Raw genomic sequence first — 12,974 nt, 5'->3', positions numbered from 1 at the left:
GTAAGTTATCCACAGGTGACTGAGCGGCGGAACGAGTCGATCTGACTCCCCGTTGAGTCGCCGAAATCGAGATCGACTCTCTTCAGATCCGATGAGACTCGTCAACACTTGAGCGAATGTTGGAGGCGACAGTGGCGGCTCGTGCCAATTGGAAAGGTCATCTGCGACTTTCCCTCGTCTCTTGTGCTGTCGGGCTGTATCCAGCCGTCAGCTCCTCGAGCGATCTCAAGTGTCACACGATCAATCGTGAAACGGGCAACCGGATCAAGCAGCTCATCGTCGATGCGGTGACGGGCGAACCCGTGGACCGGGACGATCAGATCAAGGGCTGCGAGGTCGCCAAGGACGAACTCGTGCCGATCGAGGCCGACGAGCTCAGCGAGATCGCGCTGGAGAGCACGCACACGATCAACATTGAGGCGTTCTGCAAGCGCGAGGAGGTCGACGAGCGTTACCTCGACAAGCCGTACTATCTCGCCGCCGAAGATAAGGTCTCGCGCGAGGCCTTTGCCGTGATCCGCGACGCAATGAAGAAGAAGGGCATGGCAGGGCTCGGGCGGCTCGTCATCTACAAGCGCGAGCGGGTTGTTCTGCTCGAACCTTACGGCAAGGGTCTGCTGGCGACGCTGTTGCGCTACCAGGATGAGGTCCGGTCGCCGACGGCGTACTTCGAGGACATGCCTGACGGCAAGCCTACCGATGAGATGCGGTCGTTAGCCGAGGAGCTGATTGCCCGCGCGACGAAGAAGTTCGATCCCTCGAAGTTCGAGGACCGCTACGAGGAGGCGTTGATCACCTTGGTCAAAAGCAAGGCGTCGAAGCCTGCGAAGGGCAAAGGTCGCGCCAAGGCCGAAGCTCCGACCTCCGGCAACGTCGTCAACCTGATGGAAGCGCTCAAGCGGAGCATCGATACCGAAAAGGCTGCCACGACAGCGAAGCCGTCGGCAAGAAAGCCTTCGGACTCGAAGAGAGCGACTGCGGCATCGAAGCAGCCCGCACGCAAGCCCGCTTCTAAAGCCAGGAAGGCCGCATGAGAGCGGAGCTGCGATATCGGTCGCTCGCCCTGGTGCTTTCGCATCGAGCCGAGCAGCGAGACCGTGACTGTCACCTCCTGAGCGAGAACGGCTACGATGTACTTGGGTTTGCCTACGCTGCGGACACAGCAGCTTGGCTCGAAGAGGATTCCCCCGCAGTCACGATCGTTGAACAGGTAGCAGACCCTCGTCAGCAAGCCGTACTTGAAACGCTCGTCGGACGCGGTGTTATGCTGATCTCGCCAGATTCAACGCGTGACACCCAATACTGCGCGGAAGTCGCTGAACCTCCGTCGGTCGCGAACCGCTTTGATCGCCGAGATTTCGATCCATGTATGCAATCTGTGAGTTTTCATGCATCGGCGACTGTCTGGGTATGTCATGGGCATCATTGATAGTGATCGTGCCACATGAACCGAAGCGGCACGAATACCTGTTTGAGATCGCTCGCTCGATACTGACCATTCTGCACTCTTCGTACAAGCTTGTCTGAAAAAGCCTTCGCTCACGGACAGCCAGTCACAGCTGGATTTATCATAGCTTGTGACTAACCATTGTGGGCGCAAGGCAACAATCCTTCGGACGGTACGGATCATTCAGCCGCTGCGTACGTTGAACTTATTGCACCGCAGCATCCGCAGCGGATGCACAGGGATAAGGTACCGGACCCGAAGGGGGCCGACACGGGTCTGCTCCGCAGGTCGTACATCCGTCCGCATAGGCTCCGCCGCGCGATGGTGATCGTCCGATCACGACGCGTCTTGCTCACCATCCAGGAGCCCAACATGACGCGACATCCCAACAGCCGCGCGTGGCTTGTTCCGACTTTGCTCGGATCAGCGGCAGCGCTCGCCGCATCCGCGGTCTACACGGCCGCGAAGACGCGAGACGCCGAGCACGAGACCCCACCGATCGGTGAATTCATCACCGTCGATGGGGTTAGCCTACACTATGTCGAGCGCGGACACGGACCGGATCTCGTGCTAATCCACGGCAACGGCATGATGATCCAGGATTTCCTGATCAGCGGCATCGTCGACGATCTCGCCAAGCGCTACCGGGTCATCATCATCGACCGGCCCGGCTACGGCTACAGCGATCGCCCGCGCGGCCTCTGGACGCCACGCGCCCACGCCACGCTGTTCCAGAAGGCGCTCCAGAAGCTCGGTGTCTCGCAGGCTGTCGTGCTTGGACACTCCTGGGGTGCGCTGGTCGCGGTCGCCCTCGCGCTTCAAGCTCCGCAACTCGTCCGTAGCCTCGTCCTGGCCTCGGGGTACTACTATCCGACGCTGCGCGCCGACGTCGTGCTGTCCTCCCCGGTCGCGATCCCAGGCATCGGCGACTTGATGCGCCATACCGTGTCGCCCGTGGTTGGTCGGATCCTGCAGCCTGCCATGATCAAGGCGATGTTCTCGCCGGCCGCCGTTACCGAGCGCTTCGACCGCCAGTTCCCTAAGGCCATGATGCTGCGCCCGATACAGCTGCGTGCCTCAGCCGAGGACGCCGCACTTATGACGCCGGTGACTGTCGAGCTTGAGAAGCACTACCGCGACGTGAAGCTTCCGGTGGTAATCATCGTCGGCGGGGACGATCAGATCGCAGACGTCGACCGGCAATCGAAGCGGCTGCATCGTGAGTTGCCGCACAGCGAGCTCATCGTCGTCCCCGGCATGGGCCACATGATCCAGCACCTGGCACCGAGAGAGGTCATTGCTGCGATCGACCACGCAGCGGAGCCAGGGGCGAATTCGGCAGACCGACGAAGGGTCGCGAGCCGTGCCAACCGGGGCGTCGTATGAGCGAGGCCGTATTGGGCATCTGATCTACCTACGCCCCTGGCATCCAGGCACAGGTTACTCGTAGCCCCCAAGGCCTATGGACGCGAGCCTGACCTCCATTGGCCGCCCTTACGCGAATGGCCCATCATAGCTGACAGCGTCCGCTCTTGAGATCTTGCCAAAGCCAGCTGAATGGCCGGGATGGGCGCAAAGCTGAACGGCCGCTTTCGCGCTGATCGGCAATCCGGCGTGACGTAGTCTGGCCGAAAGCTGTCCGACGGGTTTCGGATGAGTGACGTAAAATGCAGACATTGTCGGTGGCCAGGTACATCAGGCCGCGCGAACCTAAGCGAAGCCTCTGTCGAGATGGTTCTGAGCAGTGGCCGCACTGTCCAGTCTACCAACAATCACGAAGCGCTGCATTGAGGCCGTGGCAATTTCGCAAAGAGGTTCGCGAGCGACCGGCGTCGGATCGGGACGCGGAGCGTTCTGGCGATCCATTGCTCTTCGTCGAGGTATTATGCTGCGTATGTGGAAAGCAAGTGACGCTCTACCGCCTTCCTACCAGCCCCTGTGGCGTGGCCGGACATTCAGGTGGACTGCGGCGGCGCTCGTGCGCCGCCGAAGGTTATCATCTCGCCGAGGAGCCAATCCGAGAAGACGCGAGCCATGGTGCGGTTCAGGTCGGTCTTGCGTGCCACCAGAAAATACCCAACGCCGTCATCGTGCTCGACCTCGAAAGGGCGCACGAGCGTCCCCGCAGCGAGGGCGTCGGCGACCAGCGAGCGACGGCCGATCGCTATCCCCTGCCCCTGCTCCGCAGCCGCGAGCACCAGCGCCGTCTCGCTGAAACTCGGACCCACCGTGCCTAGCGAAGCATCGTAACCCGCAGCGTGGAGCCAAGCGGGCCAGGTCGGACGTTCAGCGTAGTGCAGCAGAAGGTTCGCGCGAAGGAACGCTGCGCTCGGCGGTGCGCCGTCGCAGAGGGCCGGGGTGCAGACCGGGAACAAGGTTTCGTGGGTGAGCCGCTCAACCGCAAGGTCCTTCCAAGATCCGTCTCCGGCTCGGATGGCGATATCCCCTGGGGAATGGTTGAGGTCTGCGTAGTATCGGTGCGTGTCCAAGCGGAAGTCGATCCACGGATGCGCGCGTAGGAAGCCGCCTAGCCGCCCGACGAGAACGCGGAGCGCGAAGCTGCGCGGCGCCGCGACGACGAGCGTCGTACGCCGCCGCGGCTGGCCGATCCGTTCAAGGCCCGCGGCGAGTTCGTCAAACGCGCGCCGAACGTAGTCCGCCAGAAGGTCCCCGGCCTCGGTCAGCGTCACACCGCGCGGTCCGCGGTGGAAGAGCGCCGTCCCAAGAGCGTCCTCGAGCGCCTTCACGTGGTGGCTGACCGCCCCCTGGGTCATACCGAGTTCGGCTGCTGCCCGCACTAGATTCGCGTGCCGCGCCGCCGCATCGAAAACGCGCAGCTTCGCCAACGGTATGCCCGCAAAAGCGGCGCTATTAGCTTTGCTCATAGCGCAGGAACCTAACGCACATCTTGCGCAGCGGCCAAGTGGCGTCATCCTCTGCCAATGTTCGAGTGAAGAGGCAGGAGATCATCTGATGGCGCCCAGCGCAGACCGCTTCGCGGCAGCCCGGGAGCACTTCCCCGGCACACGGGCCGGACCGTTCCTCGACATGTCCGCGCGCGCGCTCTTTTACGACGGCGGCCGGCGAGCGCTCGATCAGCACCTCAACGATATGGCCGAGGGCACGGTCGATAAGAAGGGCCTGTTCACCGCGGTCGAGGAATGCCGTGACCACTTTGCGGCGCTGATCGGCAGCCACTCGGACGAGGTCGCCTTCACCCGGAACGTGACGGATGGCATCGCCGCGTTCGGGGCCGCGCTCGACTGGCGGGCGGGGGACAGCGTGGTCGTCTGCGAGGAACTCGAGCATCCAGCCAACATCTATCCTTGGTACGGTCTCGCCAGGAAGCACGGGATCATTATCAAGAACGTCCGCCAGAAGGACGGCATGGCACCTTTAGACGACATCGTGGCCGCCATGGACGAGCGATGCCGAGCGGTGGCGATATCCGCGGTGTCTTTCGCGCCGGGCTTCCGCTTTCCGGTTGCGGAGCTCGGGGCGGAATGCCGTCGGCGCGGCGTTCACCTCGTGGTCGACGCGGCGCAGTCAATCGGCGTCCTCGCAACGGACGTCGAGGCGTGGGGCGTCGACGTGCTGGCCGCCTCGACGCAGAAGGGCCTCATGGCTTTGTACGGGCTGGGCTTCCTCTACGTCCGCCGCAGCGTCGCCGAGCAACTCCAGCCCGCCCTACTGTCGCGCTTCGGGGTCGAGCAGGAGGGGCACGAGGCGAGCCTCGGCGACCCGATCTCGGGTCGCCTCGCCCCGGGCGCGCGACGCTTTGATGTTGGCAACTACAACTACCCGGCCATCATTGCCGTCATGCCGGCGCTCAAGTTGATCCTCGAACTGACCCCGCAGGCGGTCGAGGACCACGCCTTCGGGCTCGCGCGTGAGTTCGCCGATCGCCTGCTCGCGATCGGGCTGCCGGTCTATGGCGGCCGGCCCGGTCGCTGGGCCAGCCACATCGTCACGGTTGGCGCCGCGCTCGGGTACGATCACGACTCGGCCGCCGACCTGAGCATGGCGGCGCTGTACGAACACTTGGTGGCGAACGGCGTCCGGCTGAGCATCCGGCGGGACCTGCTACGCTTCTCCTTCGGGCTGTACAACGACCGGAGCGACATCGACCGCGTCGAACGGCTCGCCCGTGAATGGGTTCGCGGTCAAAACACAGCTCCGAGGATGGCGGCGACGGGCTAGACCCGAGGAGATCTCCAGCCCAAGCGCGGCGTCCATGCCCATCCGGCAGCACAGGAGCAGTATCATGGCGAGCATGGCTTCGCGTAGTCCGGCGGATGGCGGAGCGGTTCGCAGCCGGGCCAACCGGACCTTGTCGCTACAGATGCTCACGGGCTTGGTCGTCGGTTGCGTTATTGGCTTCGCTTTCCCAGACCTCGGCAAGGCCCTGCTGCCGATTGGACAAGTGTTCATCAAGGCGCTGCGGATGATCGTCATCCCGCTAGTCTTCTCGTCGATCGCGCTCGGCATCTATAACATGGGCCGGGAGCTTTCGGCTTTCGGGCGCATCGTGCTCATCGCCTTCGTCTGGTTCTTCATCGCGACTGGGATCTGCATCCTGGCCGGGCTGCTCATGAACGCGCTCGTGCATCCGGGCATCGGCGCCGATCTCTCGATTACCGGCAAGGTGCCAGCGAACGCTGGGCTGAAGATCGACCTAGTGTCGTTCCTGGTCGACCTCGTGCCAGTGAACATCGTCAGCGCCATGGCTGAGCAGAAAATCCTACAGGTTCTTCTGTTCGGTATCCTGTTTGGCGCCTCGCTCGCCTCTATCGGCGAGGTCGGCAGCGGGGCGGTCGCGGTCCTCGAGGGCGTACAGGCCGCCATGATGCGGATGGTCCGCTGGATCATTGCGCTCGCACCCATCGCGGTGGCCGCGGTCATGGCATGGCTGTTCGCGAGCCAGGGACTCGGCATGATTACCGCGCTGGGCAAGCTGATCGCGACACTCTACCTCGGACTGGTGCTGGTGATCGCGGTGATGTGGCTCGTCCTATTCGCTATCGGCCACAATCCCGTCCGCGTCACCCAGAAGATCGCCGAGCCCCTGCTGCTAGCCTTCACGACGCGCTCGTCAGAAACGACGCTGCCGATACACATGGAGATTTTGGAGCGGTTCGGAGTGCCGAACAAAATCGTCTCAACCGTGATCCCGCTCGGCTACTCGTTCAATCAAGACGGCACGTCGCTCTACATCTCGCTCGCTACCGCCTTTGTGGTCGAAGCTCACGGCATTCCGCTCGATCTACCGGCGATGCTGACCATCATCGTGACGGGACTGATCTCGACGAAGGGCATGGGCAACGTCTCGGGAGGTGGGCTCGTTGCAGCCACCACGGTCCTTGTCGCCCTCGGCTTGCCTATTGAATCTGTGGCTGTGCTCGCGGCAATCGACGTATTCATGGATATGGGCCGCACCACTGTAAACGTGTTCGGCAACACAGTCGCGGTCTTACTCGTCGATCGGTTTGTGCATGTGTCATCAGTTGATGCCGTGGCGATCGCGGATGCCGCTGAACCCCAGGCTTTAGCGAGTCACATTAGAGCATGATCTCCTTCGCCGTCGATCTGCGCAGCGATACCAAGACAAGGCCCACAGCCGGCATGCGGGCCGCTATGGCTGCGGCATCCGTGGGCGATGAGCAACTCCACGAGGACCCCACCGTCAACGAACTCTGCGCTCGCGCCGCCGCGCTCTTGGGCAAACCGGTCGCACTGTTCCTGCCATCGGGTACGATGTGCAACCTCGTCTCAGTCCTCGTGCACTGCCGGCCAGGCGAGGAGATCATCGCCGCCGACATCTCGCACCTCATCTCGTCCGAGTCCGCGGGCGCGGCCGCGATCGCAGGCACCCAAATCCGGTCGGTCCGCTCCGACCGCGGTATCTTCACGCCCGAGGCTGTCCGGGCTGCGCTGCGCCCGGAAAAGATCAATGTGCCTGTCAGCCGCCTCCTCCACGTCGAGCAGACGGTCAATCGCGGTGGCGGTTCGGTGTGGACGCTTGAGACCCTAGCCGCAGTCTCGGCCGCCGCGTGGGAGGCCGGGCTGAAGGTGCACATGGACGGTGCGCGCATCCTCAACGCTGTCGTCGCGACCGGCACGCCCGCAGACGCGTTCGGGGCACTGTGCGATAGCCTCTGGCTCGACCTTTCGAAAGGGCTAGGCTGCCCGGTCGGCGCGGTCCTGGCGGGGGACGAGGCCTTCGTGGCGGCCGCTCGGCGGTGGAAATTCCGCCTCGGTGGCGCGATGCGTCAGGCTGGCGTGATCGCGGCGGCAGGCCTGTACGCGCTAGACCATCACGTCGAGCGGCTGGCCATCGACCATGACAATGCGCGGCGGTTGGCCGAGTGCCTGTCGGGTGTACCGCAACTCCGGGTACGGACACCGGAGACGAACATCGTCTTCCTCGACCTCATCGACGACGTATTGGACGCAACGACCCTGTCGCGGGCCTTGGCCGAGCGCGGCATCGGCATAGACCCGGTTGACGCCGGCACACTCCGGGCCGTCACGCATCTCGATGTCGACGCGGATGGAGTCTACAAAGCCGCCGAGGCGATCATCGCGGCTGTTCGGAAAATATGAGCCTGCGACGACAAGCTTGACGTCGCGACGATACATCGTGTTGTAGCCGAAAGTTGCCGATCGGCTTAGAGGCGCAGGCCCCCCCGGTCAACGGATGTTGATCGGTCAGAACTACGCTGTTTCGAACTGAGATCGATCTGACTTGTGGGGTCGAGCGGCGCTATCTTTGTTGACGTTCTTGACTTGAATGTTTCGACACGCAGCAGAGGGGTTGCCTTGCTGCGCACGCCAAGCGCTTTCGCTCTCTATACGTCGCGACATCACACAGATAGGATGATTGCGGTGATGAGCTCTTTCTCGGGAGATCTGCTCTTACCGGTGGCAATTAGCGACCTAGGAAGGCCGCCCGAGCGAAATCGGAGCAGCTTTGCCACCCGAGCTTAAAGAGACGCTGCGACTGAGCCCTTCACTGACCAAGTTTGGCATCGGGTGTCAGCCTCTGTGCCGATGTACTGATGTATTACACGCTATCCCGAGAGCGGCGCAAAAATTGCCCCGGGTGATCCGCTTGACCCCGTGCCGCACGCGCGGGTGCTTGGGCTGCTCGATAACGCAGCCCACGGTGTAGTTGGAGGACCGTCATGTCCCGCATGTCTTGGCTGATCGTGTCGACGATCGTTATGCTTGGATCTCATGTCGTCGAAGCCGAGGAACTCACCGGCACGCTGAAGAAGGTCAAAAACAGTGGCGAGATCGCTGTTGGTTACAGGGATGCATCGATCCCATTCTCGTATCTCGATGGCGATCAGAAGCCGGTCGGGTTTGCAATGGACATCTGTTACAAGATCACTGATGCGGTCAAAGCCGAGCTGAAGCTTTCCGAACTGAAGGTCAAGCTTGTGCCGGTGACCGCCTCGACGCGCATTCCTTTGATGGCCAACGGCACGATTGATCTGGAATGTGGCTCCACTACGAACAATGCGGAGCGCCAGAAACAGGTTTGGTTCACGAACACTCACTTTCTCACGGCGACGCGGTTCGCTTCGAAGAAATCTGCCAAGATCGATAAGATTGATGACCTGAAAGGCAAGACCGTCGTATCGATCCCAGGTTCGACGAATATCATTCAGACCCTTGAGGCCAACAACTCAAGAAACCTCGGTATGACGGTCCTGCAGGCAAAAGACCATGGCGAGGCGTGGTTGATGGTGGAGAACGGCCGCGCCGCCGCCTACGTCATGGATGACGTGCTGCTCGCCTCCCTGATCGCGTCTTCGAAGGAGCCGGGCGCCTACCGGATTTCATCGGACACGCTCTCGCGGCCTGAGCCCTACGGGATCATGGTGCGCAAGGACGATCCGGCCTTCAAGAAGGTGGCCGACGCTGCCACGGCCAAGCTCTACACCAGCCCCGAGGGCAAGGCGCTCTACGAAAAGTGGTTTACCAAGCCGATCCCGCCGCGCGGTATCAATCTCAACTTCCCGATGGATGCGACCATGAGCAAGAACATGGCACATCCAAGCGATAGCTCTGACCCAGCGATGTACTGAGCGGCTGCCGAACCGCAGCGAGCACTCCTCAGCTTCGTACCGAAATCGGCGATCGCGCCATGATCGCACGGACCCGCGACCTGGACGCGTATTATTACGGATTCTGGTTTTCCGTTCGATAAGGTCGCGAAGACTGGGCACCGCGCCTTTCGGTATCGGCTGCGCCGAGCGGCTGCCTCCATCGGTCCTCATCTCGGACCGCCGGGAAACGAGCGGCGAGGCCCTGCCTTCGAGAGCTTGACGGCGTCAGATCCCCGGCGGGCCGTTCCTGACGGACGCACCGAGGCGCCGGCATGCAGCTTGCCATGCGCGCCCTGGGGTGGGACGCTGACCGGCGCGCCGGGCGCGTGCGTGCTCGACGAGGTGCAGGATGGATCGCCGTCGTTTCCTCCAGCTCGCAGCCGCCCCGGCCATCACCGCGGGCATCGCACGGCCGGGCCGCGTCGCCGCGCAGGGCGCGCACGTCCTGCGATACGTGCCCTACACCGACGTCACGGTCCTAGACCCCACGTGGAGCACCGCCTACGTCACCCGCGACCACGCGGCGATGGTCTACGACACGCTGTTCGCCCTCGACGAGCGGCTGACGCCCCAGCCCCAGATGCTGGCCGGCCACACGGTCTCGGACGATGGCCTCACCTGGGAACTTACCCTGCGGCCGGGACTGAACTTCCACGACGGCTCGGCCGTACTCGCCCGGGACTGCGTCCCGAGCCTCGTGCGCTGGGCGCGCCGTGACGCCTTCGGCGGGGCGCTGATGGCCGCGACCGACGAACTCGCGGCGCCCGACGACCGCACCATCCGCTTCCGCCTCAAGCGGCCCTTCCCGCTCCTGCCCTATGCCCTGGCCCGCAACGGCGCCCCCTACCCTGCGATCATGCCCGAGCGGCTGGCGCGGACCGACGCCTTCACCCAGCTCACCGAGATCGTCGGGAGCGGTCCCTTCCGCTTCAAGGCGGACGAGCGCGTCGTCGGCGCGCGCGCCGTGTACACGCGGTTCGAGGGCTACCGCCCGCGCGAGACCGGGACGCCGAGCGGCACCGCCGGGCCGAAGATCGTGCATTTCGATCGGGTCGAGTGGCTCGTCCAGCCGGACGCGGCCACCGCCGTCAATGCCCTCGTCGCGGGCGAGGTCGACATGTTTTACAACCCGCCGACCGACCTGCTGCCGGTCCTGGGCCGCAGCCGCGACCTGCAGGTTTTCCAGGGCGATCCGCTCGGCAACGTCGCCTTGATGCGGGTGAACCACCTGCACCCGCCCTTCGACAATCCGGGCGTGCGCCGCGCCGTCCTCACGGCCGTACGCCAGGAAGACTTCATGCTGGCGATGATGGGCGAGGACCGCGCCCTCTGGCGCGACGGGGTCGGCGTCTTCCCGCCCGGCACGCCGATGGCGAGCGCGGCCGGTCTCGACGTCCTGGCGAGTCCCCGGCCGGTCGAGGAGGCCAAGCGCACCCTGGAGGCGGCGGGCTACCGGGGCGAGCGCGCGGTTGTGCTGATCTCGACCGACAGCCCCAAGCTCCAGGCCCTGGGCGAGGTGGCGGCCGACCTCATGCGCCAGATCGGCATGAGCGTTGACCCGCAGGTCACCGACTGGGGCACTGTGGTGCAGCGCCGCGCCAAGAAAGAACCGGTCGCGCAGGGCGGGTGGAGCGCGTTCTTTACGACCTTCTCCGGCCAGGACCTCCTCGACCCCGCGGGCTACCTGGCGCTGCGCGGCACCGGCGAGCGCGCGTGGTTCGGCTGGCCGACCGACGCGATGATGGAGGGTCTGCGCGCGCAGTGGCTGGCGAGCGGCGATCCCGCGCAGCAGCGGGCGATCTGCCGGGACATCCAAGCACGGGCGATGGACGCGGTGCCCTTCGTGCCGCTGGGGCAAGCTTTCTACGCCACGGCGGCCAAGCGCGACCTCAACGGCATCCTGAAGGGGTTCAGCACCTTTTGGAACGTGCGGCGGGCTTGAGGGTATCGGGATCATGGCGGACGACCTTGCCTACACGCCCGCGGCAGAACTCGCCGCACTGATCCGAACGCGGCGGCTGTCGCCAGTGGAGCTCATGACGGCGACGCTCGCGCGCATCGCGCGGGCGCAGCCGGTGCTGAACGCCTTCATCACCGTCGCTGAGGTGCAGGCGCTCGCCGGCGCCCGGGCGGCGGAGGCCGCGGTGATGCGCGGAGAGCCGCTGGCGCCGCTGCACGGCCTGCCGGTCTCGATCAAGGATCTCGTTCCAACGGCCGGGATCCGCACCACCTGGGGCTCGCGCGTCTTCGCCGAGCACGTGCCGGAGACCGACGCGGAGGTCGTGGTTCGCCTGAAGGCATCCGGCGCGATCGTCGTCGGTAAGACCACCACGCCGGAATTCGGACAGCAATGCCTGACCCAGGCGCCCCTGTTCGGGCGTACGCGCAACGCCTGGGACGCCGGCCGCACGTCGGGCGGCTCCAGCGGCGGGGCGGCCATCGCTGCGGCGGCGGGGCTGACTGCGCTCGGCGTCGCCACCGACGGCGGCGGCTCGACCCGGATCCCTGCCGCCTGCAACGGCGTCGTCGGCTTCAAGCAGGGGCTCGGTGTGGTGCCGCAGGAGTACGCGCAGGACTGTTTCGGCAACATCTCCTACGTAACGCCGATGACGCGCACCGTTCTGGATACGGCGCTGATGCTCGACGCGATGTCCGGACCCGACTCCCGCGATCCGCTCAGCGCAGGCCGGCCGCAGCCGGGCTTCGGTGCGGCGCTGGATGCTTTGTCTCCGGGGACGAAGGCCCTGCGCGGCGTTCGGGTTGGCTGGCGGCCGAGACTGGGCAATGCGCACGTCGCGGCCGACGTCCTCACCGCCTGCGAGCGGGCAGTTGCCGCCCTGGCAGATCTCGGGGCCGAGACGCGTGGGCACGAGGCTCCGTTCGAGAACCCGGAATCTCTCTGGTTCGTCAGCAACGGCGCGTACCGCATGGCGCAGTTCGGCCACCACCTCGCGCGTCACCGGGATATCCTGTGCCCGACCTTCGTGCGGCAGATGGATCGGGTGCGCGACGTCTCGGCGGCCGAGCTCTACGCGGCGATCTTCGCGCGCACCGCCCTCTACCGGCAGGTGCAGGCATGGTTCTCGGATATCGACATCCTGGCGACGCCGACCCTGTCGCGCACGGCCCTGCCGATCGACCAGGACTTCTTCGGGCCGATCACGATCGACGGGAGAGCCGTGCCGAACCTGCGCGCGGCCTGGTACCCGTACACGATGCCGTTCAACCTCACCGGCAACCCGGCGGTAAGCCTGCCCTGCGGGTTCGACGAAGCGGGACTGCCGGTCGCGATCCAGCTCGTCGGACGCGTCGGCGAGGATGCCCGCCTGCTGCAGGTCGCGGCCTCCTTCGAGCGGGCGATGCCCTGGGCAGACCGGCATCCGCCGCTGCCGGAACTCGACTGACCCGAGGAG

Annotated in this window: 9 protein-coding genes; 8 read left to right on the top strand and 1 reads right to left on the bottom strand. The window is 64.7% G+C overall.

All coding sequences use genetic code 11. The features are described 5' to 3' along the window. The first annotated feature begins 131 nt into the window (after positions 1-131). Together ku and AC3IF3_RS11565 are read left to right on the top strand one after the other, a co-directional pair. Complete coding sequence (ku, locus tag AC3IF3_RS11570) at positions 132-1,034, top strand: non-homologous end joining protein Ku (protein ID WP_489228838.1); 903 nt, start codon at positions 132-134, stop codon at positions 1,032-1,034. Between the two features lie 785 nt (positions 1,035-1,819). Beyond that, the gene (locus tag AC3IF3_RS11565; RefSeq protein WP_489228837.1) at positions 1,820-2,833 is read left to right on the top strand and encodes an alpha/beta fold hydrolase; all 1,014 of its coding nucleotides are present in this window, start codon (positions 1,820-1,822) and stop codon (positions 2,831-2,833) included. A gap of 569 nt (positions 2,834-3,402) precedes the next feature. Here the strand turns inward: AC3IF3_RS11565 and AC3IF3_RS11560 are convergent. Beyond that, positions 3,403-4,293, bottom strand: a complete 891-nt coding sequence (locus AC3IF3_RS11560) for a LysR substrate-binding domain-containing protein (RefSeq protein WP_489228835.1) — start codon at positions 4,291-4,293, stop codon at positions 3,403-3,405. Positions 4,294-4,420: 127 nt separating this feature from the next. Between AC3IF3_RS11560 and AC3IF3_RS11555 the strand changes: the two genes are divergently transcribed. The 6 genes from AC3IF3_RS11555 to AC3IF3_RS11530 all read left to right on the top strand — a co-directional run bounded on the left by AC3IF3_RS11555 (position 4,421) and on the right by AC3IF3_RS11530 (position 12,965). Next, positions 4,421-5,647, top strand: coding sequence for an aminotransferase class V-fold PLP-dependent enzyme (locus AC3IF3_RS11555; RefSeq protein WP_243970021.1), 1,227 nt, complete (start codon positions 4,421-4,423; stop codon positions 5,645-5,647). A 64-nt stretch (positions 5,648-5,711) separates the two neighbouring features. After that, complete coding sequence (locus tag AC3IF3_RS11550) at positions 5,712-7,016, top strand: dicarboxylate/amino acid:cation symporter (protein WP_489228833.1); 1,305 nt, start codon at positions 5,712-5,714, stop codon at positions 7,014-7,016. Beyond that, the gene (locus AC3IF3_RS11545) at positions 7,013-8,050 is read left to right on the top strand and encodes a threonine aldolase family protein (RefSeq protein ID WP_243970025.1); all 1,038 of its coding nucleotides are present in this window, start codon (positions 7,013-7,015) and stop codon (positions 8,048-8,050) included. Before AC3IF3_RS11550 ends, AC3IF3_RS11545 begins: the two co-directional genes overlap by 4 nt. A gap of 590 nt (positions 8,051-8,640) precedes the next feature. Further along, a complete protein-coding gene (locus AC3IF3_RS11540; RefSeq protein ID WP_489231284.1) occupies positions 8,641-9,540 on the top strand; it encodes an amino acid ABC transporter substrate-binding protein in 900 nt (299 codons plus the stop codon). A 370-nt stretch (positions 9,541-9,910) separates the two neighbouring features. Next, positions 9,911-11,503, top strand: coding sequence for an ABC transporter substrate-binding protein (locus tag AC3IF3_RS11535; protein WP_489228830.1), 1,593 nt, complete (start codon positions 9,911-9,913; stop codon positions 11,501-11,503). A 13-nt stretch (positions 11,504-11,516) separates the two neighbouring features. After that, entirely contained in the window at positions 11,517-12,965 is a 1,449-nt protein-coding gene (locus tag AC3IF3_RS11530; RefSeq protein WP_243970029.1) for an amidase, read from the top strand. The last annotated feature ends 9 nt before the right edge of the window (positions 12,966-12,974 follow it).

The organism is Methylobacterium sp. J-118 (genome assembly GCF_057836565.1).
Note: the sequence above shows the minus strand (reverse complement) of the source record. Positions and strands in the feature narration are given on the sequence as shown.